Source organism: Halorubrum aquaticum, assembly GCF_900113615.1.
GTDB lineage: Archaea > Halobacteriota > Halobacteria > Halobacteriales > Haloferacaceae > Halorubrum > Halorubrum aquaticum.
On sequence record NZ_FOPZ01000004.1, the window covers coordinates 1 to 21,087 of the forward strand.

Annotated in this window: 24 protein-coding genes; 10 read left to right on the top strand and 14 right to left on the bottom strand. The window is 68.5% G+C overall.

Annotation, left to right across the window (positions count from 1 at the left end; genetic code table 11):
* Positions 1-336: SPFH domain-containing protein (locus F3H10_RS04605; protein WP_262488553.1), on the bottom strand; the 336-nt coding region annotated here is incomplete at its 3' end.
* A 122-nt stretch (positions 337-458) separates the two neighbouring features.
* On the opposite strand from F3H10_RS04605, the gene F3H10_RS04610 reads away from it, so the two are divergent.
* The gene (locus tag F3H10_RS04610; RefSeq protein WP_149783672.1) at positions 459-1,202 is read left to right on the top strand and encodes a protein sorting system archaetidylserine synthase; all 744 of its coding nucleotides are present in this window, start codon (positions 459-461) and stop codon (positions 1,200-1,202) included.
* 94 nt (positions 1,203-1,296) lie between these two features.
* Here F3H10_RS04610 and psmB read toward each other — a convergent pair whose 3' ends face one another.
* Together psmB and F3H10_RS15955 are read right to left on the bottom strand one after the other, a co-directional pair.
* Entirely contained in the window at positions 1,297-2,028 is a 732-nt protein-coding gene (gene psmB, locus F3H10_RS04615) for an archaeal proteasome endopeptidase complex subunit beta (protein WP_149783673.1), read from the bottom strand.
* A gap of 274 nt (positions 2,029-2,302) precedes the next feature.
* Positions 2,303-2,476, bottom strand: a complete 174-nt coding sequence (locus tag F3H10_RS15955; RefSeq protein WP_188127864.1) for a hypothetical protein — start codon at positions 2,474-2,476, stop codon at positions 2,303-2,305.
* A gap of 300 nt (positions 2,477-2,776) precedes the next feature.
* Here F3H10_RS15955 and F3H10_RS04620 point away from each other — a divergent pair, with 300 nt between their 5' ends.
* Positions 2,777-3,478 carry a uracil-DNA glycosylase family protein gene (locus F3H10_RS04620; protein WP_149783674.1) on the top strand — a complete coding sequence of 234 codons (702 nt, stop codon included), beginning with the start codon at positions 2,777-2,779 and terminating at the stop codon, positions 3,476-3,478.
* Between the two features lie 375 nt (positions 3,479-3,853).
* On the opposite strand, the gene F3H10_RS04625 is transcribed toward F3H10_RS04620, so the two are convergent.
* From F3H10_RS04625 to F3H10_RS04640, 4 genes are all read right to left on the bottom strand, one after another.
* Positions 3,854-5,068 carry an asparagine synthase C-terminal domain-containing protein gene (locus F3H10_RS04625; protein WP_149783675.1) on the bottom strand — a complete coding sequence of 405 codons (1,215 nt, stop codon included), beginning with the start codon at positions 5,066-5,068 and terminating at the stop codon, positions 3,854-3,856.
* Between the two features lie 48 nt (positions 5,069-5,116).
* Complete coding sequence (locus F3H10_RS04630; RefSeq protein WP_149783676.1) at positions 5,117-5,806, bottom strand: PHP domain-containing protein; 690 nt, start codon at positions 5,804-5,806, stop codon at positions 5,117-5,119.
* A gap of 127 nt (positions 5,807-5,933) precedes the next feature.
* Positions 5,934-6,200 (bottom strand): DUF7513 family protein, encoded by a 267-nt coding sequence (locus F3H10_RS04635; protein ID WP_142986853.1) that lies wholly within the window; start codon positions 6,198-6,200, stop codon positions 5,934-5,936.
* Complete coding sequence (locus tag F3H10_RS04640; protein WP_149783677.1) at positions 6,197-7,735, bottom strand: Na+/H+ antiporter NhaC family protein; 1,539 nt, start codon at positions 7,733-7,735, stop codon at positions 6,197-6,199. The genes F3H10_RS04635 and F3H10_RS04640 overlap by 4 nt, the downstream gene beginning before the upstream one ends.
* Positions 7,736-8,089: 354 nt before the next feature.
* Here F3H10_RS04640 and F3H10_RS04645 point away from each other — a divergent pair, with 354 nt between their 5' ends.
* The 8 genes from F3H10_RS04645 (at position 8,090) to F3H10_RS04680 (ending at position 14,869) form a co-directional block, all read left to right on the top strand.
* Positions 8,090-8,554 carry a 30S ribosomal protein S15 gene (locus tag F3H10_RS04645; protein ID WP_149783678.1) on the top strand — a complete coding sequence of 155 codons (465 nt, stop codon included), beginning with the start codon at positions 8,090-8,092 and terminating at the stop codon, positions 8,552-8,554.
* Between the two features lie 74 nt (positions 8,555-8,628).
* Positions 8,629-9,789 carry an exonuclease RecJ gene (locus F3H10_RS04650; RefSeq protein WP_149783679.1) on the top strand — a complete coding sequence of 387 codons (1,161 nt, stop codon included), beginning with the start codon at positions 8,629-8,631 and terminating at the stop codon, positions 9,787-9,789.
* Positions 9,786-10,124, top strand: a complete 339-nt coding sequence (locus F3H10_RS04655; protein WP_149783680.1) for a KEOPS complex subunit Pcc1 — start codon at positions 9,786-9,788, stop codon at positions 10,122-10,124. Before F3H10_RS04650 ends, F3H10_RS04655 begins: the two co-directional genes overlap by 4 nt.
* Positions 10,121-10,762 (top strand): 30S ribosomal protein S3ae, encoded by a 642-nt coding sequence (locus F3H10_RS04660; RefSeq protein WP_142986848.1) that lies wholly within the window; start codon positions 10,121-10,123, stop codon positions 10,760-10,762. Before F3H10_RS04655 ends, F3H10_RS04660 begins: the two co-directional genes overlap by 4 nt.
* Before the next feature lie 461 nt (positions 10,763-11,223).
* Positions 11,224-11,625: a universal stress protein gene (locus F3H10_RS04665; RefSeq protein ID WP_149783681.1), complete on the top strand. Its 402-nt coding sequence runs from the start codon at positions 11,224-11,226 to the stop codon at positions 11,623-11,625.
* Between the two features lie 521 nt (positions 11,626-12,146).
* Complete coding sequence (locus F3H10_RS04670; protein WP_149783682.1) at positions 12,147-13,031, top strand: PhzF family phenazine biosynthesis protein; 885 nt, start codon at positions 12,147-12,149, stop codon at positions 13,029-13,031.
* 126 nt (positions 13,032-13,157) lie between these two features.
* Positions 13,158-14,042: a 3-hydroxyacyl-CoA dehydrogenase family protein gene (locus tag F3H10_RS04675; protein WP_149783683.1), complete on the top strand. Its 885-nt coding sequence runs from the start codon at positions 13,158-13,160 to the stop codon at positions 14,040-14,042.
* A complete protein-coding gene (locus F3H10_RS04680; protein WP_149783684.1) occupies positions 14,042-14,869 on the top strand; it encodes an enoyl-CoA hydratase/isomerase family protein in 828 nt (275 codons plus the stop codon). Before F3H10_RS04675 ends, F3H10_RS04680 begins: the two co-directional genes overlap by 1 nt.
* A gap of 36 nt (positions 14,870-14,905) precedes the next feature.
* On the opposite strand, the gene F3H10_RS04685 is transcribed toward F3H10_RS04680, so the two are convergent.
* The 7 genes from F3H10_RS04685 to F3H10_RS04715 all read right to left on the bottom strand — a co-directional run bounded on the left by F3H10_RS04685 (position 14,906) and on the right by F3H10_RS04715 (position 20,989).
* Positions 14,906-15,391: a MaoC/PaaZ C-terminal domain-containing protein gene (locus F3H10_RS04685; RefSeq protein WP_149783685.1), complete on the bottom strand. Its 486-nt coding sequence runs from the start codon at positions 15,389-15,391 to the stop codon at positions 14,906-14,908.
* Between the two features lie 71 nt (positions 15,392-15,462).
* A complete protein-coding gene (locus F3H10_RS04690; protein WP_142986842.1) occupies positions 15,463-16,254 on the bottom strand; it encodes an enoyl-CoA hydratase/isomerase family protein in 792 nt (263 codons plus the stop codon).
* Between the two features lies 1 nt (position 16,255).
* Positions 16,256-16,969 carry an ABC transporter ATP-binding protein gene (locus tag F3H10_RS04695; RefSeq protein WP_142986841.1) on the bottom strand — a complete coding sequence of 238 codons (714 nt, stop codon included), beginning with the start codon at positions 16,967-16,969 and terminating at the stop codon, positions 16,256-16,258.
* A gap of 1 nt (position 16,970) precedes the next feature.
* Positions 16,971-17,723: an ABC transporter ATP-binding protein gene (locus F3H10_RS04700; RefSeq protein ID WP_149783686.1), complete on the bottom strand. Its 753-nt coding sequence runs from the start codon at positions 17,721-17,723 to the stop codon at positions 16,971-16,973.
* Positions 17,720-18,799 (bottom strand): branched-chain amino acid ABC transporter permease, encoded by a 1,080-nt coding sequence (locus tag F3H10_RS04705; RefSeq protein WP_149783687.1) that lies wholly within the window; start codon positions 18,797-18,799, stop codon positions 17,720-17,722. The genes F3H10_RS04700 and F3H10_RS04705 overlap by 4 nt, the downstream gene beginning before the upstream one ends.
* A complete protein-coding gene (locus tag F3H10_RS04710; RefSeq protein WP_149783688.1) occupies positions 18,800-19,678 on the bottom strand; it encodes a branched-chain amino acid ABC transporter permease in 879 nt (292 codons plus the stop codon). It abuts the gene before it with no gap.
* A gap of 66 nt (positions 19,679-19,744) precedes the next feature.
* Positions 19,745-20,989 carry an ABC transporter substrate-binding protein gene (locus F3H10_RS04715; protein WP_149783689.1) on the bottom strand — a complete coding sequence of 415 codons (1,245 nt, stop codon included), beginning with the start codon at positions 20,987-20,989 and terminating at the stop codon, positions 19,745-19,747.
* Positions 20,990-21,087 lie beyond the last annotated feature (98 nt).

Below are 21,087 nucleotides of genomic sequence, written 5' to 3' on the forward strand. Positions count from 1 at the left end.
GTCGACCTCGAGGAACGCCTTCTTGGCGTCCATCACCTTGATGTAGACGACCGCGTCCGCGGTCACCGGCGAGTTGTCCCGCGTGATCGCCTCCTGGCGGGGCACGTCCAGCGTCTGCGTCCGCATGTCGAACGCGTACGTCCGCGAGACGAACGGCGGAATGAAGTTGATGCCGGGCTCGAGCAGCTTCCGGTACTCGCCGAACACCGTCAACGCCTCCTTGTCGTAGGCGTCGACGATCGCGACGGACTGCCAGAGCGTGACGACCACCAGCATGAGAAACAGGAGGCCGACGCTCACCAGTCCGAAACCGGTTTGGAGGGGAAGTGGGTCCATACCACGGATTAGGCCATCGGACGCTTAATAGTTCGCCCACGGATCCGACCTCGGGGAGACGGAGCGTCGACCACGCCGAACGGATAACAAACCCTAAAAGCGGGGTCGTCGACCGATCCGGTATGTCTCTGCGGGTCGGCCGGTTGGGCCTCGCCGACGCGGTCACCGTGGCCAACGCCGCGGTCGGCTTCCTCGCGGTCGTCGCCGCCACGGTCGACGTCGCGTTGGCGGCCCGCCTGATCCTGTTAGCCGCCATCGCCGACGGGCTCGACGGGGTGGTCGCCAGACACCGGGGGTCGACGCCGGCGGGACCGTACCTCGACTCGCTGGCGGACGTCGCCTCCTTCGGCGTCGCGCCCGCGGCCCTCGTCGCCGCCGTCGTCCTCGAAGCGGACCCGTTCGCCGCCGACCCGCTCCTCCTCGGGGCCGGTGTGGGGGCCTCGGCGCTCTTCGTCGCGATGGCGGTCGCCCGGCTCGGGCTGTACACGGCCTACGACAGCGGGAGCCGCGAGACCGTCGGCGTCCCGACGACGCTCGCGGCGACGGTCCTCGCCGCCGCGGTGCTCGCGGGCTACACCGCGCCGATCCCGCTCGTCGTCGCGACCGCGGTCTTCGCGGTCCTCATGGGGTCGACGGTGACCTACCCCGACTTACACGCCCAGGACGCGCTCGTGATGGGGTTCGTCCAGGCGGCGGTGGTGGTGACGCCGATCGCACACGCGCTCACGACCGCGCTCCCCCCGTGGATCGGCGAAGGGTTCGCGTTCGCGCTGTTGTTCCTCTCGGGCGGCTACCTCCTCTTAGGCCCGCACTTCTACTGGGGAGACGGCATCCGCCCGCCCGAGGAGGACGTCGATCGGGCCTGACGAAACGTCGACCCGCCCCGAGTCGGACGCCGGTCCGGACGGAGTTCGTGGTCGCGAGGAGCGGGGAGAAGGAAGGAGAGGTCGAGCGGGGCGTCTAGAGCAGGTCGCCGAAGTCCTTGTAACGGGTGATGTCGACGCCCTCGTCGGTGACGACGGCGACGTTGATCCCGTTGCCGGACGCGAGGTCGCGCTCGACGGCGGACTGGATCGCCTTCGCGGCGATGGTCTTCGCCTCGTCGACGGTGACGTCGTCGTGATACTCCTGTTCGAGGACACCGAGGGCGTACTGCGAGCCGGAGCCCGTGACCGTGTACTCCTCCTCGGTGGTTCCGCCGAGCGCGTCGATGGAGTAGATGTGGGAACCCTCGTCGTCAACGCCGCCCAGTATCGGCTGGACGATGAAGAACGCGCCCGTGCGGAGGAGGTTCCCGGTGAGCGTCGAGAGCGCCTCCATCGACATGTCCTTGCCGCGGCGGGCCTCGTAGAGGTTGGTCTCGGCTTTGAGCGTCGAGATGAGGTTCTGTGCGGCGGAGACGGAGCCGGCGATGGTGAGCGCGCCGCGGGGGTGGACCTCCTCGACCTTCTGGACGTCCTTCGAGGAGACCATGCCGCCGAGGGAGGCGCGCATGTCCGTCGCCATCACGACGCCGTCGGCGGTGCGGATGCCGACCGTCGTCGTGCCGGTCTTCATCTCGCCCTCGCCGTCGGCCTGTGCGGCGCGACGCTCGCTGTGTTCGAACTCGCCGAGCTCCGGTCCGAAGACCGGCTGGTCGCGGCCGAGTTCGAGGGACGCCCCGTCGGAGAGATCGTCGGTCGGTGTTCGCATTACCGCCTCGTTGGCCCCTCGCGCTGATAAAGGCAACCCTTCGGGGACCGGCCGCCGGTTCCGACGACCATATCCGGGGCGGGCATTGGGCGGGGTATGAAGCGGGTCACGGAGCGTCGGACGGCGTGGACGTGGGAGCGACTGACGGTGCGGGATCGGAGCGGCTGACGGTACGGGATCGGAGCGGCTGACCGTGTGGGATCGGGACGACTGACGGTGCGAGGGCTCCGAGAAGGTCGGTGCGAACGAGTCGGCGAAAAAGCGGACGCTCGGGTTACTCCTCGACGTCCTCGATGGCCTCGGTGGTGGTCTCGACGAGCCGGCGGACCGGGAGGTTGATGCCGAGTTGCTTGCGGGCGAAGACGGCCACGGGGAACGCGGAGATCCCGATGGCAACGGTCGCCTGGTGGAGGCCGAAGAGGGCCGCCGTGCGGATGCGGTCGAACATGGGTCTTCGATAGCCCGCAGTCGAGGGGCATATATATACTTTGTGACCGCCGCGTCGATCCGATCCCGCCGCAGTCTAGCGATCTCGTCGAACGTTTCGGATCCGTTGAACGTTCGTCGTCGGATCGCGATCGAGGCGTATCCCAAGCCGGTCGAACCCGACTCGTTTCCATAACTTATGAGAATCCCTCGTCGCGCATGCGCCTACCTGCGGCGGCTCCCGGCGGGTACCCGGCGTGGTCGTTCGCCGACCGAGCCGGTATCGAACGGGCTATTACGGGTCGCGTTCCTAGCGGATTCCGTGAAGAACGTCACCGATCGCACGCGAAACCCGTTCGGGATGCGGCCGGACTGTCCGTCGTTCGTCCCGGGGTACGGCGACGCCAACGCGGATTTCCACGTGATCGGCGACCACCCGGGTCTCCACGGCGGCCTCGAGGAGGGGATCCCGTTCACCGGCGAGCCGTGGTCGCCGGCGTTTCTCGGGGTGCTGACCGACGCCGGGCTCCTCGCATCGGTCGACGAGGACGGCGATCCGTCCGGAGCCGGGAGCGAGGACGGCGCGGACCTGGTCGGAACGGGAGACGACGATCCCGGCCGGGTGTCGACGGACCGGACGTTCCTCTCGTACCTCCACATGTGTCTGCCCGACGGGGAGCCGACGCCGGCGTCGTACGACGACATGGAGCGGTACTTCGACGCGGAGCTTCGAGCGATCGCCGCGCACGTCCTCCTCCCGGTGGGCGCGAGGGCGACCGACCACGTCCTTCGGCAGTACACCGCCCGCGCGTGGAAGACCGAGGTCGACATGGACGCGCTCCACGGCGAGGAGCTGCTCGGGTCGGGGTGGCTCGTCCTCCCGATCAAGGAGCCCGCGGAGTGGGACGACGGCGACGCCGACGCTCTGGTCGAGGCGCTCCGCCGACTCCAGTCGACCGACTTCCGGCGCGAGAGCGACCTCGGCCGCTTCGTCGCCGGCAACGACCCGTACCTCGTCAGGTGAGTCAGTGCCGGGAGCGGACGACAGATGAGTCGGTGCCGGGAGCGGACGACAGATGAGTCGTCGCCGGGGGACGACTCCGTAACGGTGATCGTACGCGCCCGCCCCGGAAGCGTCGAATTTCGACCCACCTGTGGGAGTCGTACCGGACGTTCGTTCCGAACGATGTGGAAATCCTCGAAGATCGGTGTGTTTCCAACGGATCGGGTGGATATATTTGTCGCCACTGCGCGGATTTTATACGATACCCGGCTTCCGTTTCGATGACGCCCGGACCGATCGGGCGTCGGCCGCAGGACTGGTACTCCAACGCGCGGCTTGGTCAGGGTCGGCCCGCTCGGGCCGGTCCCTTCGACGGGAGCGGAAGTCGAACGGTCCCTACTCCTCGAGCAGCGCGTCGACGTACTGCCCGACGTGGTTCTCCATCCGTCGCTTGAACCCGTTCCGTCTCGCCAGCCGGTCGATCTCCCGGGAGACGTACGTGCCGTACTGTACCGCCTTCTTGTCGGCGGTACGTACCGACTCCGGGACGCGTCCGGCCGCGGCACGCCGGAGCGCGACCTTCCGTTGGTCGGCCGTCGCGAGCAGGTCGCCCGGCAGCCGGAGTGTGGCGTCGACGACGCGGTCGTCGAGCAACGGCGCGACCGGCTCGACCCCGGCCGCCCGAAGCGCCAGCACGTCGCGTTCGAGCTGTGCGGGGAGGGTCCGGACGGTCTCGGTCCGCGCGCCTCGGACGGTGTCGGCGGAGACGCGGTCGTCGTCCGCGGGGTCGACGACCTTGCTGTAGCCCCCGAACAGCTCGTCGGCCCCCTGACCGACCGCCAGTCGGTCGATCCCGTCGCCCGCAGCCGCCTCGGCGGTCAGATATAGCGGGACGGCGATGTTGAGGTCCATGGGGTTCCGTCGGCCGGTGGCGGCGACGATCTCGGGGATCGCCCGCCGGAGGTCGTCGTGTGAGATCTCGACCACGCGCAGGTCGCGGTCCATCGCCGCCGCGGCCTCGCGCGCGGCCGAGACGTCGTGACACCCCTCGAAGCCCGCGACGTAACACGGCGCGTCCGGGACCGCGCCGGCGACGAGTCCCGAGTCGACCCCCCCGGAGAACGCGACGGCGAGCCGGCCGGTTTCCGGGTCGGCGTCCTCGGCGGCGACATCGGAGAGGGTCGCCTCGATCGCGGCGTCGACGGCCGCCTGGGCGGGCTTCGGCTCCGAGGCGGGAGGCGTCGGGAGCGACCAGCGGGGATCGCGTTCCGTCGCCGACGCGACCGACCCGGCCGGGATCGGCTCCGGGTCCCGGAGGTCCGTCCGGTCGAAGCTCCACGACCCGGGGCTGGTCGGATCGGCCGCGTCGGCCTCGACGAACAGGGGCTGGCGGCCGAGCACGTCGCGGACGAGGACGGGACCACGACCGTCGGGACCGCGACCGGCTGATTCACCGTCTTCGCCCGTCGAGGGCGGCGGGCTCGTCAGCAACCCGGCGAATCCGCGGGTCCCGGGGAGCGGGTCGCGGTCGCGGATCGCGTCGACGACGAGGCCCGGGGACGCGCCCCGGAGACGGTCGGCGGCGCTCCCGTCACGTCGGTCGGCGGTCATCGGGTCGCCCTCGCGTCATTTCGGCGGCCTCGAGTCACGGGAGCGACCTCACGACCGTCGCAGTCCGTCGATCGTCCGGAACGCCCGGCGTTTCGCCCCACCGGCGAACTGGCGGAGCGAGACGCGCCAGGGCGTGCGTTTCCCGACGACGCTGGTCCGGCCCGCGGCGACGGCCTCGAGGATCGCGTCGGCCGAACGCTCGTCCGCGCCGACCTCGGTGACCGCCTGACCGACCATCTCGGAGATGTGCGCGTCGCTGCCGGCGGTCATCGGGAGGTTCCGGCGGACGGCGAACGTCTCCGCCTGCCGGTTCGCTCGCCCCGTGAAGAGTCGCGAGTTGTACACCTCGATCGCGTCGGCGCTCGCGAGCTGGTCCTCGGTGATGTGCGCGGCGACGCCGTGACGGGTCTTCTGGAAGGGGTGGGGGACGACCGCGATCCCGCCGGCCTCGTGGATCCGGTCGAGGGTCTCGTCGAACGGCAGCCCGCTGGGGACGAGGTCGTCGATCCCGAACGCGAGCACGTGACCGGCCGCGGAGGTCACCTCCATGCCGACGATCCCCACGAGCCCGTGTTCGGAGGCCTTCTCGGCCGCCTCGATGCTCGCGTCGATCTCGTCGTGGTCCGTGACGGCGAGCGCGTCGAGACCGACCGCGGCGGCCTGCTCCAGGAGGAGGTCGACCGGGTCACGCCCGTCGTGGGACAGCGCCGAGTGGGAGTGCAGCTCGACCGATAGCACGGCTCTCCCTTCGGGAGTCGTCTTAAAAAGCAACCCGGTCCGACGCGGCGGCGGAGGCGCCGGAGGTGACGGAGTCGACGGAGGTGGTGGCAGAGGCGCCCGACGCGCGAGATCCTCGCGAGGGAACTCAGAAGGCGCTCCCGCCGACCGTCTCCCGGTACGTCCCGGTTCCGCGGTGGGTCGACCCGTCCCACGTCTCGACTGCGACCAGCACGCGGGTGTCCACCGCGTCGTCCGGCGCGCCCTCGATCCGGAGGATCGAGTCGCCGATACGGGCGGTCGCCTCGCCGCCCTTCTCGCCGGTGACCATCACCTCGATGGTGTCGCCCGGTTCGTAGTCGGGCGTCGAACTCCTGAACGACCAGCCGGCGAGGAACTTGTCGAGCGCGCTCATGCGCGCGACACCTCCCCGGAGGTCCGATCGGGAACGTACTCCCTCCCGAACCCGGTGACCGCCGCCACCAAGAAGACGATCACGAGGAACCAGCCGTGGAACACGTACGGCACGACTTCGATCGGGTTGACGACCATCTCCGGACCGTACTCCGCGCCGAGTCCGTTCGGCCCGACCATGACCTGGTAGCCGACGAGGACGCCGCCGGCCCACGGGAAGATGTAGCCGAGCGCCGACGTGTTGGCGTCCAGGATGTTCGCCCGTCGGTAGCCGTTGATGTTGAACTTCTCGCCGATCCGCGCGATGTACGGCGCGATCGCGATCTCGGCTGCGGTGTTGATCGTGATCATCCCGTTGATCGCGGCGGTGCCGAGCACCATCGTCACCTCGGCCCGGCGGACGGTGGTCGCGACGGAGTTCAAGAGGAACTCCTGGATCGCCGCGAAGCCGCCGCCGCGGATCATGATCTGCGCCATCGACACGATGAGGAGCGTCAACACGATGAGCGGGAAGAACCCGATCGCACCGGCGTAGAGGCTCCCGCCGACGCCCGCCGTGTCGCCGACCGCGACGAACGGCAGCGCGGTGAACGTCCCGGCCTCGGTCACGGTGAACACGAGAATATCGCTCACGGACGAGAGCCCGAGCGCGAGGTTGAAGCCGACCGCGACGACGAGACCCCAGGAGATCGCCTCGACGATGTGTCGCCCCGCGACGGCGGTGGCGATCACGACACCCATCGAGATCAGGTGGACCAAACCGGGCGCGGTCGCCGTGTCACGGAGGGCCGCGGCGCCCTCCAGGCTCGCGCCCGACAGCACCGAACCCATGATCAGGTAGGCGATGAAGGCGGGCACCGCGGCGACGATCGCGTACTTGAACCGCGAAGCGACGACGCCGCCGATGTCCGCGTCCTGCGTCACCGCGCTCACGATCGTCGTGTCGCTGACGGGCGCGAGGTTGTCGCCGAAGACGGCGCCGGAGAGGATCGCCGCGAAGAGCAACACCGGGTTCGCGCCGATGAGGACGCCCGCCGGGAAAAAGAGCGTCACGAACGCGACGGTGGCCCCGTACCCCGTCCCGATCCCGGTCGCGAGCAGGCCACAGAGGACGAACGCGGCGGCCGGGAACGTCGCCGCGCCGACGTTGAGCGCGTCGGCGGCGAAGATGAGCCCCTCGACGAAGCCGCCGACCTGAAGCGTCTCGGCGAACATGCCCGCCCACAGCCACGCGACGATCGCCGTCGCGGCGACGCGTTGGGTCATCCCCTCGAAGATGGTGTCCGCGTACGTCTTCCAGTCGCCGCGCACGAAGAACATCCCGAGGATCGTTCCAATCAACGCCCCGATCACCAGCCCGTTCGTGTCGCCGATGCCGAGGACGCCGCTCTGGAAGACGGCCCAGAGGATGAAGAAGCCAAGCGGAACCGTGCTCGCCCACTTCCCGCCGTAGAAGCTGATCCGCGGTTCAGTCTTCGAACCGCCGGCGGCGCCCATCGACGCGGACGGATCCTCACCGTCTGGTCGGTCTGTCATGAGGTACTCTCACCTACGAACCGATCTCACAGCGAGAATTTAAGGGCTGCTTTCCGTCGACGGGACCCTCTCCGTCGCCGATTCCGGGCGAGACCGCGTGAACTCGACAAGAACACGCTTAAGAGTCCGGCCGTCGACCGGTCGAACGGGAACAGCACAGCTGCGGATCCGACGCGCCGGGGCCTCTTCGCCCACGGCTTGGGAACGTAGCGGTGCACCGTCGCTCCGGCGACGCGGCCGAGACGCCCGGTTTCGGGCTCTCGCCGGAACCGCTCGCGCTCGCGAGCGCTCCGAGAGCCGCGTCTCGCGGGGTGCGGTCACGTACTCGCGGTTGTGCCGTTCCAATTTCAACCAATGGCACGAATGCACACGCGCCGTCGCGGTTCGTCCGGTTCGGACAAGCCGGCGACGGACGAGAACCCGGAGTGGAGCGACGTCGACGCCGAGGACATCGAGTCCCGCGTCGTCGAACTGGCGGAACAGGGCGAGGACCCGAGCGTCATCGGGATCAAGCTGCGTGACGAGGGCGTCAAGGGCGTTCCGGTGCCCGACGTCAAGCTCGCCACCGGCAAGAAGATCACCGAGATCCTCGAGGAACACGACGCCGAGCCCGACCTGCCCGAGGACCTGCGGAACCTGCTGGCCCGCGCGGTTCGTCTGCGCGAACACATGGCCGAGAACGGCCAGGACCACCAGAACAAGCGCGCGCTCCAGAACACGGAGTCGAAGATCCGCCGGCTGGCGAACTACTACCGCGGCGACGAGATCGACGAGGACTTCGTCTACACCTACGAGACCGCCGCCGAGCTCATCGAGTAACCACCGCATCGACCCGACTCACGACGCACCACACTGACCGAACCCACCACGCCGACCACGACCGACCACCATCCGTGACCGAGACCACCGTCGAATCCGCGCCCGCCCCCGACGCGCTCGCCAGCGTCCTCGCCGACGCGCCGTTCGTCCGGCTCGTCGCGACCGACGACGGCGACGCGCTCGCGGCCGCCGGAACGCTCGCTCGCGCGCTCCGCGAGCGCGCGGTGCCGTTTCAGGTCCGGGTCGCCCGCGATCCGGTCCCCGACGCCGACGGCGACGACGTCGCGGTGGTCCTCGGAGCCGACCGGGGGCCACACGCGGTGCCCGGCTCGGGGCGGCCCGCGAGCACGACCGCCTTCGCGGTCGCCCGCGAGTTGGGCGTCGAGCCCGATCCGGCCGTCCCGCTGGCCGGCGTCGTCGCCGCGGGCTCGGTGCCCGGCACCGACGGCTCGGGCGACGCGCTCGAGGCCGCCGAGCACGCCGGGACCGTCTCTCGACGGCCCGGCGTCGCGGTGCCCACCGCGGACCTGGCGGACGGGATCGCGGCCTCGACGCTGGTCCGGACGCCGTACTCCGGCGACGTCGAGGCGACGCGGGCCGTCCTCGCGGAACTCGGCCTCCCGGCCGATCTCGAGGAGGCGGATCATCGGCGGCTGGCCTCGCGGGTCGCCGTCGACGCCGTCGCCGACGAGGACGCGAGTACGCGGAGCGCCTCGGCGGTCGAGCGCGCGCTCCGACCGTACGCGCTCGGCGCGGCGGCCACCCCGTTCGAGACGGTCGGCGGCTACGCCGACGTCCTCGAGGCCCTCGCACGCGAGGAGCCGGGGACGGGCGTCGCGCTGGCGCTCGCGACCGATCCGAGCGACGGGCTCCGGACGGCCGCCGTCGACGCCTGGCGCTCCCACGGGACCGCCGCCCACCGCGCGATCGACGCCGCGACGACCGGCCGATACGACGGCTGCCTCGTCGCCCGCGTCGACGCGCCGGAGAGCACGCTCCCGACGGTCGCCCGGCTGGTCCGGGACTTCCGGTCGCCCGAGTCCGTCGCGATCGTCCTCGACGAGTCGTCGGGGACGCTCGCCGCGGCCGCGACCGGGGATCACGGGATCGGCGACGCCTGCCGCTCGGCCGCCCGCGAGGCGGGCGGCGACGGCTGGGGGGACGGAACCCGTGGCGGGATCGCCGTCGACGGGGACCCGACGGACGCGCTGGCCGCGCTCCGGGGGGCGCTATGACGGGCGACGATCCCGGGTCCCGGACCGCGGCGGTTCGGACGACCCACGCCGACGCCGAACTCGTCGCCGCCGCGCTCGCCCCCGACGACACCGACTCGATGGCGGTCAGCGTCGATGGCGACGCGATCGACTGCCGGATCGAGCGGCCGACGACGGGCGGGCTGCGCTCGACCGTCGACGACTACGTGGTGAACCTGCGGGTCGCGGAGCGGGTCATCGAACGAGCACGCGAACACCGAACCGCCGACGGGGCGGTCGGCACCGAGACGGCCGCCGACGGGGCGGAGACACGAGACACCGACACGGACACGCGACACACCGACACCAACACATGAGCGAACGATCAGTTTCCAAGAGCAGAGAACAGAAACGCTGGTACGACGTACTGGCACCCGAACAGTTCGACCGCGCGGAACTCGGCGAGACGCTCGCCGAGGAGCCCGATCAGGTGATCGGCCGCACGATCACGACCACGCTGGGCGAGCTCACCGGCGACTCCAGCGCGAACAACACGAAGCTCACGTTCAAGATCACGGACGTGGGCAGCGACACGGCCTACACCGAGTTCATCAAGTACGAGCTGACGCGCGATTACCTGCGCTCTCTCGTCCGCCGCGGCGCCTCGAAGGTCGAGGCGTCGATCACGGTCGTGACGACCGACGACTACCGGATCCGCGTCCAGCCGGTCGCGCTGACGACGAAGAAGGCCGACCGCTCCCAGGAGAAGGCGATCCGCCGCGTCATGATCGACAAGGTCCACGCCGCCGCCGAGGAGCGGACCTTCGAGTCGTTCGTCGACGCGATCGTCGACGGCAACCTCTCGTCGGCGGTCTACGCCGACGCGAAGACGATCTACCCGCTGCGCCGCGTCGAGGTCCAGAAGCTGACCCTCGAGGCGCGTCCCGAGGAGATCGCCGCCGAGGAGGAGGCCGCGGTCGACGTCGACGCCGACGACGTCGCGGTCGACGAGTAGTCGCGACCGACGACGACCGATCCCTTCCGTTATTTCACTTCTCGAGCGTCAGCGCCGATCTGACGGTTCGATAACCATCAAACCCCAATATATCAAATATATCTTATTATTCTATGGCGAAACAAATTGAGGTTTGATACTATTACGTTTTCATCGGCTATTCATTCGAATCTCTTCTGTTATATGGGGAAATAACCTATATAAACGAGGAAAGTATCGAATAGGGGTTTCCCACAGCGATTAGAGAGATATCGATAATACGTGTATTCTAAAGAAGTAAACGCTTTCTTATATTATTGATCGCGACGTGTCCACAGTATCGACGGCCGTTCGATTCGCTCTCGGACCGAGTCGGGAACGGGCGGGTCGGTCGTTGAGGGCGATCGGGTCTTCGGATCGCGGAACCCCACACGACGGGGATCGCCGGTAACCATTATTGGGTAGGCCCGAAAACGGGGGGTATGTACGAGATCCTGGCGGCCATAGACGAGGATGCGGACGGAGTCGGCGCGCAGATCGACGCGATCGGGGAGATCGCGGACGCCTCCGACGAGGTCGTCGTCCACCTCCTTCACGTGTTCACCGACAACCCGACCGGCGCGTCGGTCACGCAGGTCGAGTCCGCTCGCGAGGCGATCAAACGACTGGAGGAGCGCGGTATCACGGTTCACGCCGAGGAGACCAGCGGCGACCCGGCGACGCAGGTCCTCGAACACGCCGAGCGGGAGGACGTCGACCAGATCTGCGTCGGCGGGCGGAAGCGCTCGCCGACGGGAAAGGCGCTCTTCGGCAGCGTCACCCAGGACGTGATCCTCGGGACCGAGCGGCCGGTCTTAGTCTGTGGACGCGGGTCGGGGTCGTAGAACGTATCACGCGGGGATGTTTTTGCGTTTCTGTGGGTGAATCAACCGATATGTTTCGACTGCTTGTTGGACGGTTGTTTCGTGAGAGATCGGGCTGATGAGAACGAGTGCGTTGCTGGTGGAGCGAACATCACCAAAGCCCCAGTCGCGAGGACTCACGTGACTCGCTGTGGTCCTCGTCGCTCACTATGTTCGCTCCTGCGGTCCTTGCGTCGTCAGGCTTCGTCCTCGCGACTGCCCCTTTGAATCCCACCCCGCACAGCCCCGCACCTCACGCCTCCCCAGCCTCGCGGCTCGTTCCACTCGCCGCGTCCCTCGCGGGCGGTTCGCGGTCGCCTACGGCGACCATTCACCGGCGCAGGGCGAGAGCGAAGCTCTCGCTTGAAGCCGGCGGCTCCGCCGCCGGCGACGCCACCGCAATCGATCGCCCACTCCTTAGACTATCTCGCTCACTGAGACCGACATGGTACACCCGCCGGAACCGCTACAGATATTGGGATGCCCCGAATCGATGGGCGCAAATGTCGACCAACCGAGTCCACTTCGTGGACGTGTTCGCACAGGGGAAGTACACGGGGAATCAACTGGCGGTCGTCCGCGACGCATCGAACCTCTCCACCGACGAGATGCTCGCGTTCACCCGCGAGACGAACTTCTCCGAAGCGACGTTCATCGAATCGTCCGACGCGACGGAGAACGGATACGACGTCCGGATCTTCGACCCCGCCGAGGAGATCCCCTTCGCCGGCCACCCGACGCTCGGAACGGCGTTCGTCATCCGCGAACACCTCCGGGACGACCTCCCGGAGGAAGTCGTCTTGAACCTCGGCGTCGGCGAGATCCCCGTTTGGGTCGAGGACCACGACGGCGACGAGACCTACTGGATGCGTCAGATCCAGCCGACCTTCGAGGACGAGTTCCCCCCGGAGCTGTTCGCGGAGATCCTCGGTCTCGACGTATCGGACGTCGACGATTCCCGTCCGATCCGGCTCGTCTCGACCGGTCTTCCCACCGTCGTCGTCCCCTTGAACTCCCTCGATGCCGTCCGACGAGCCGAGACGCAACCGGAGCCGTACTACGACCGGCTCATCGATTCCCACGGCAACGTGAACGTGCTCGTGTTCTCCACCGAGACGTCCGAGGACAACGACCTACACGTCCGCGTCTTCGCCGACTGCTCCGGCGTCCCGGAGGACCCCGCGACGGGCTCCTCGAACGGGTGTCTCGCCGCCTATCTCGTCGAACACGACTACTTCGACACGGACGATATCGAGGTCACCGTCGAACAGGGCTACGAGATGGGACGCCCCTCGCTCCTCCGGCTTCGAGCGTCGAAGGGACCGGAGGGTATCGACGTCGAAGTCGGCGGACGCGTGAGTTCAGTTCTGGAGGGACGGCTCCACTGATCAACGACCACTACAGGGATCGCTCCTCTGCCCGCTTCGACGTTCACCTCACTTCGTCGCGTGCTCACCGTTCGGAGACTTCCCGACTCGATACGCTAATGTACGTGGTTACTCACGATGTGAACGATGCGTGTAAGCGTACTCGGAGCCGGGACCATGGGCCACGGTATCGCACAGGTCGCCGCGATGGCGGGATACGACGTGACGATCCGTGACATCGAGGAGTCCATCCTCGAGTCGGGCGTCGACGCGATCGAGTCGAACCTCCAGGGCGGCGTCGACCGGGACAAGCTGACCGCCGAGGAGAAGGCGGCGGCCCTGGATCGGATCGAGACGACCACGTCGCTTCCCGACGCCGTCGGCGACGCGTCGTTCGTCGTCGAGGCGGTCCCCGAGAGGATGGACCTGAAACGCGAGACGTTCGAGGAGGTGGCCGCCAACGCGCCGGCGGAGGCGGTGATCGCGACCAACACCTCCTCGCTTTCGATCACCGAGATCGCGAGCGTCCTCGACCGGCCCGGCCGGGCGATCGGCCTCCACTTCTTCAACCCCGTCCACATCATGGGGCTCGTGGAGATCGTCGTCGCCGAGCAGACCGACGACGCGACGGTGGAAGCGGCGACGGAGTTCGTCGAGGCGATCGACAAGGAGCCGGTGACCGTCACCGACTCGGCCGGGTTCGCCTCCTCGCGGCTCGGCGTCGCGGTCGGGGTCGAGGCGATCCGGATGCTCGAGGAGGGGGTCGCGGGGCCGGAGGACATCGACGCCGCGATGGAGCTCGGATACAACCACCCGATGGGTCCGATCGAGCTGTGTGACGTGGTCGGGCTCGACGTGCGACTGGACATCCTCGAGTACCTCCGCGAGGAGCTCGGCGAGCGCTTCCGCCCGCCGCAACTCCTCAAGCGCAAGGTCCGGGCCGGCAAGCTCGGGCGGAAGTCAGGCGAGGGGTTCTACGTCTGGGAGGACGGCGAGGTCGTCGGCGTGAGTGGCGACTGGGGTGAGCAGTGATGGCGGGAACGTCGACGGCGACCGAGTCGGCGGCGGCGGAAAGCGAGACTCTCTCCGCGTCGGTGGGCGACCGCGTCGAGGGCGTCGCGACGGTGACGCTCTCGCGGCCCGAGGCGCGAAACGCGCTCAACGCGGAGCTTCGGGAGGACCTCATCGCGGTCCTCGACGCGGTCGCGGACGACGACGCGGTCCGGGTCGTCGTGTTGACCGGAGACGACGAGAGCGGCGCGTTCGTCGCCGGCGCGGACGTGACCGAGCTCCGCGAGCGCGACGCGCTCGAACAGCGCGAGGCGAGCGAGCGACCGAGGGTCTTCGAGCACGTCGCGGACTGTCCGAAGCCGGTCATCGCCCGCGTGAACGGACACGCGCTCGGCGGCGGGCTCGAGCTCGCGTTGGCGTGTGACGTCCGGATCGCGGCCGAGGACGGAAAGATCGGCCAGCCCGAGATCAACCTCGGGATCATCCCCGGCGGCGGCGGCACCCAGCGGCTTCCCCGGCTCGTGGGGACGGGACAGGCGATGAAGCTGATCCTCTCGGGCGAGCTCCTCGACGCGGCGGAGGCCGCCGACGTCGGGATCGTCGAGGAGGCGTACCCGGCGGCGGAACTCGACGACCGCGTCTACGACCTCGCCGGGTCGATGGCCGAGAAGAGCCCGGTCGCCCTCGAGTTCGCGAAGACCGCGGTCCAGGCGAGCGAACGCATGGACCTCGAGACCGGGATCGACTACGAGGCCGAGCTGTTCGCCCAGCTGTTCGCGACCGCGGACAAGGACGAGGGCATAGACGCGTTCCTCGAGGACCGCGAGCCGGAGTGGAAAGGGCGCTGACTCGTTCGGTCGCACGAATTCGCACGACACCGCCGACTACGCCGGTTCTCCCGTCTCGTCCGCGCGCTCGCGCCGTTCGATCAGTTCGTGGTTCTCCAGAGTCAACACCGTCTCACCGGCGTCGTTCGTGACCGTGATCGACTCGTGGATTATCCCGGTCTCCGGGTCGCTCTCCGAGGGTCGGGTGTCGAGTATCTCGTCGACGACGCCGATCTCGTCGCCCGGGCGGACCGGCGCGTGCCACCGCACGTCGTCGATCCCGAGCCCCGCGATCACCGCGCGGTCCCGCCGGACCGCCTCGACGAGCAGTCGGACCGAGAGCGAGAGCGTGTGGTAGCCGCTGGCGACGAGCCCGCCGAACCGTCCCTCGGCGGCCGCGTCCGGGTCGGTGTGCATCGGGAGGGGATCGAACTCCTCGGCGAACTCGACCACGTCGCGTTCGGTGACGACCGTGCTCCCGCAGTCGATGACGGTTCCCGGCTCCACGTCCTCGAAATAGACGGCGTCCGCGTCCTCGCTCATGGGATCCGGATCGCCGCGGGCTCGCTTGCGTCTTTCCATTTATCGCGGTGAAAGGGGACGGTCCGGTCCCGTCACTCCCCGGAGAAGTCCGGGTCGCGGTCCGCACGGAAGGCGTCGACGCCCTCCTCGTGGTCGGCCGTCCGCAGGAGCGTGCTCTGTGCGAGCGACTCGAGCACCCCCGCGGTTCGCAGGTCGCTGTCGCGAGCCTCGTTTATCACGCGTTTCGTCAGGCCGATGGCCTGCGTCGGGCCGTCGGCCAGGTCCGCGGCGTACTCGCTCGCGGCCGCCTCGGGGTCCGCCTCGACGCGCTCGACGAGCCCGATCTCGCGGGCGCGCTCGCCGTCGATCAGCTCGCCGCTGAAGATCAGGTCCTTCGCCCGGCCGGGGCCGACGAGCTGGACGAACCGCGAGCAGCCGCCGAGCCCGGGGATGAGCCCGATGTTGTGCTCGGGAAACCCGAGCGTGGCGTCCGGGGCCGCGATCCGGACGTCACACGCCAACGCGAGCTCGAGCCCGCCGCCCACGCACGTTCCCTCGATCGCGGCGAGCACGGGCGTCTCGGTCGTCTCGATCCGCTCGAACGCGCGGCCGAGCACGCGGGAGTTCGTCCGGAACTCGGCGGTGGTCCACTCGCGGGCCGTCTCGAAGAGCCCGACGTCGGCCCCGACCGAGAACACGTCCGCGTCGCCGGCGACGACCCCGGCGTCGACCTCGGGCTCGTCGAGGACGGCGACCGCCTCGGAGAGGTCCGCACGCATCGACTGGCTGATCGCGTTCACGGGCGGATTCGCGAGCCGGATCGTGGCGACGCCGTCCTCGACGGCGACGTCGACCGTCTCGAAGTCGTAGTCGTCGGTCGACACGTCACTTCACCCCGAGATAGGTCTCCATCGCCTCGCGGTCGTTCAACAGCTCCGTCGCGGGCGACTCGTGGACCACCTCGCCCGTCTCGATGACGTACGCGCGGTCGGCCAGCCCGAGCGCCATCTCGGCGTTCTGCTCGACGAGGAGGACCGTGACTCCCTCGTCGTTGAGCTCCCGGATGATGTCCGCCACGTCCTCGACGATCTGGGGCGCGAGCCCCTCGCTCGGCTCGTCGAGGAGCAGCAGGTCGGTCTCGGGGCCGACGAGCGCGCGGGCGATCGCGAGCATCTGCTGTTCGCCGCCGCTCATCGTGCCCGCGTGCTGGTCGCGACGCTCGTCGAGTCGGGGGAACCGCTCGTAGACCCGCTCGATCTGCGTCGTGCGGTCCTCCTCGCCGCCACGGGCGGCGAGCCGCAGGTTCTCCGCGACCGTCAGGCCGCCGAACACCCGGCGCTCCTCGGGGACCCACGAGATCCCGCGTTGGCGCACGTCGTGCGGGTCGAGGTCCTGTATCTCCTCGCCGTCCATCTCGATCGTCCCCTCGGCCGCGGGGGTGAGACACATCACGCTCCGGAGCGTGGTGGTCTTGCCGGCCCCGTTGCGGCCGACGAGCGCGACGACCTCCCCGGCGTCGACCGAGAGTGACACGTCGAACAGGACGTGGCTCTCGCCGTAATAGGTGTCTATCCCGTCGACGGAGAGCAGCTCGGACATCTCACTCACCCCCCAGGTAGGCGCGCTGGACCGCCTCGTTCTCACTGATCTCCGCCGGCGTTCCGCGGGCTATCAGTTCGCCTTTGTTCATCACGGCGATCCGTTCGGAGATGTTCATGACGATGTCCATGTCGTGTTCGATGAGGACGACCGTCGCGTCCTCGGCGATGTCCTCGATGAGCGAGACGGTCGCGTTCGTCTGCTCCGGGCCCATCCCGGCGGTCGGTTCGTCCATCAACAGGAGGTCCGGGTCGGTCGCGAGCGCGATCCCGATCTCGAGGTGTCGACGCTGCCCGTACGCGAGGTTCGCCGCCGTCTGATCGGCGACGTCGAGCAGACCGACCCGATCTAACACCGCCTCCGCCTCGTCGGCCGCGTCCGAGAGCGAGGCGTGGTGCCGCAGGAAGTCGTCGGGACCGAACCCGGTCCGGTCGGCCTGCGTCGCCAGCCGGACGTTCTCGAGCGCCGAGAGCTCCGAGAAGAAGTTCGTGATCTGGTAGGACCTGACGATCCCCCGGGAGACGATCTCGTGGGGGGAAAGCCCGCCGATCTCCTCGCCGCGGAACTCGATCGAGCCCTCGGTCGGCGCGTGCTTGCCGGTGAAGAGGTTGAACAGCGTGGTCTTGCCGGCCCCGTTCGGACCGATGATCGAGCTGATTCCCCCCTCCGGGATCGACAGCGACACGTCGCTGACGGCGGTCAGTTTGCCGAAGCGTTTCGTCACGGAGTCGGTGCGGAGCAGCGGGTCGCTCATTTCATCACCTTCTCACGGTAGTTCGCCAACGCGTCCCGGACGTTTCCGATCGCGTCCTCGGGGTCCTCCCACAGGGAGACCAGCGCGCCCGCGATCCCTCGGGGCGCGAAGATCACGACGACGACGAAGACGGACCCGAGGATCACCTCCCAGGCCGCGAAGCCGCTGAGCTGTTCTTCGAGCAGCACCACGACGCCCGCTCCGAGCATCGGGCCCCACAGGGTTCCGAGCCCGCCGAGAAGTAACATCACGACGAGCTCGCCGCTCAAGGTCCAGTTGAGCAGTTGGGGCTGTGCCAGGCTCTGGAACGGGACGTACAGGCCGCCGGCGAGTCCGGCGAACCCGCCGCTTATCGCGAACCCGATCACCTTGTACCGGCGGACGTCGTATCCGATGAACGCCATCCGGTCCTCGTTCTCGCGGACGCCCTGAAGCACGCGCCCGAACGGCGAGTTCGCGAGCCGAACGATGGACAGAAGCGACAGGGCGACCAGCCCGAGCGTGAGGAAGTAGTAGTTCATCCGATCGGAGAGGTCGAGCAACCCGAACGTCTCGAGCGTCGCGAGCCCGACGATCCCGTTGTCGCCGCCGGTGACGGTCTCCACGCCGAGCAGGGTCGACGGCAGGTCCGCGAAGGCGATGACGTAGAAGATCTGTGCGAACGCCAGCGTCAACATCGCGAAGTAGATCCCGCGGGCGCGGACGCTGAACCAGCCGATGAAGGCGGCGACGACGACGCCGGTGAGGACCGCCGCCGGCAACACCACGAGCGCGTTGGCCGTGACGTGCGTGATCAACAGCGCGGCGGCGTACCCCCCCGTCCCGAACATCGCCGCGTGGCCGAACGACAGCAGACCGGCGTACCCGAAGACGAAGTCGAGGCTGAGCGCCAACAGCGCGAACACGAGGATCTGGATCAGCAGGTACAGCCAGAACGGCCGAACCGCCGACGCGACCGGCCCCAGAACCGCGAGCGCGGCGATCAACGCGAGTATCCCGAAGCGACCCCGGTTCGAGAGGATCCCGTCGGTGCTCGACCCGGTCTCACGCGGATCGAAGGCGTCGAGGAGGCTCATCTATGCGGCCTCCGTGGCGCCGAACAGGCCGTTCGGTCTGATCATCAGCACGACCGCCATCATGGTGAACAGGAAGATGTCCGTGACGGACGGCGCGATGAGCGCCCCGTAGGCGGTGACGAGTCCGACCGCGAGCGCGGCGTAGACCGCGCCCTTGAAGCTCCCGAGCCCGCCGATGACGACGATCACGAACGTCTCGATGATGACGCCGAACCCCATGCCGGGGTTGACGGAGCGGGAGGCACCCAACAGGACGCCCGCGACCCCCGCGAGCACCGCGCCGAAGACGAAGACGCCGGTGAACACCTTCGAGACGTCGATGCCGAGCGCGTCGACCATCTCGGTGTCGTGCGCGCTCGCACGCATCAGGATGCCGAGGTCGCTCCGGTCGATCATGAGCCAGACCGCGGCGATGAGCAGGGTGCTGACCGCGAGCACGAACAGCCAGTACACCGGGTACTCCACCGGCCCGATCTGGACCGTGCCCGCAAGCGACGCCGGCGCCTCTATTCGGAGCGACTGCCCGCCCCAGATCTCGACGACCAGTCCCTGGATCATCACCGCGAGACCGAACGTCAACAGGATGTGATACAGCGGGTTCCGGCCGTACAGCGCGCGAAGCCCGAACACCTCGATGACCGCGCCGATCACGCCCACGGCGAGGGGCGCGATCAGGAGCGCCAGCCAGAAGCTCCCGAACTGGGCGGAGACGGTGACGCCGAGGTACGCGCCCATCATGTACAGCGAGCCGTGCGCGAAGTTGATCACGTCGAGCATGCCGAAGATGAGCGTCAGTCCGGCGGCGACGAGCGCGAGCGTCATCCCGAGCTGGACGCCGAGCATGGTCGCTCTGAGGACGCTCGAGAACTCGACGAACATCAGGGATCGCCCCCGTGTGCGGACGCGGTCGGGTCGCCGTACCGGTCCCATGGTCCCACCATCGACTTAGAGCGAGCAGCCCCAATCGGGGAGTTCGATGTCGTCGATGGTCGCGACGACCTCGTTTTCCACGCCGTCGTCGCCCTGAACGACCTCCCGGACGTCCATGCTCTGGAGCGGTTCGTTCGTGTCGGGGTCGAAGCTGAACTCCCCGCGCGGGCTGTCGAGCTCCGCGCCCGAGAGCGCCGACGCGAGGTCGGACGCGTCCGTCGAGTCCGCGTTGGACGCCGCGATGTCAAGCGCCTGTGCGGAGTCGTAGCCCTGACAGGCGTACACGTTCGGCTGGCGGTCGTGCTCCTCGCTGTAGTTCGAGACGAACGTCTGGTTCCGGTCCGTCTCCTTCGTCGCGGTGTAGTGAAGCAGCGAGTACTTCCCGAGGGCGGCCTCGCCCTGTGCGGGCAGGGTGTCCTCGGAGAGCAGGAAGCCGCTGCCGGTCTGTGTGAGCTCGTCGTCGAGGCCGAAGTCGCTGAACTGCGAGATGTAGTTGACCGCGTCGCTGCCGGCGAAAAAGGAGAAGGCGGCGTCGGCGCCGCTGCTCTCGATGTCGCCGAGGAACGGCGAGTAGTCGTCGGTGCCGAGCGGGGCGGCCACCTCGTCGACGACCTCGCCGCCGGCCTCCTCGAACGCCTCCTGGAAGAAGTTCTTGGAGTTCTGCCCGAAGGCGTAGTCCGCGTACGACAACACGACGTTGTCCGCGACGTTCTCGTACACCCACTGGGCCAGCGGGGCCGACGTCTGCCAGTCGTTGAAGGAGGTCCGGAAGTGGAGGTCCATACAGCCGTCCTGCGTGACGCGGTAGTCGCCCGCGTTGGCGTTGAGCCAGATCGCGCTCGACTCCTGTTGAACCGTCTGCATCATCGCGATCGCGACCGCGCTCGAGACGGGACCGACCAGCGCGTCGACGCCCTCCTGTACGAGGAACTCGTTGGTGATCGTGACGCCCGTGTCGGTCTCCCCGGCGGTGTCACGCTGGACGGTCTCGACCTCGTAGCCGCCCAGCTGTCCGTCGTTCTGTTCGAGGTAGAGGTCGAAGCCGTTCATGATGCTCTCGCCGAGGAGCGCGTACGTCCCCGAGGTCGGCAACACGTGGCCGACGGTGAGAGTGTCGCTGCCGCCGCCGCCGGCACAGCCGGCCAGCGCCGTCGCCCCCGCCGCGGCACCGCTGACGAGGAACCGGCGGCGCGACGTCGTCGACGCCGAACGGTTCGTGGATCCTCGACTGCCCGTACTGGTCCCTGAGTCGTGAGACATATCCACACCCTCGTCGAAGCTCCGTATATATTTTTCGTTACAGATGATCGGCGGGACGGCCGACGCCGTCGGGATTTATATGACACGATCGTAGACGT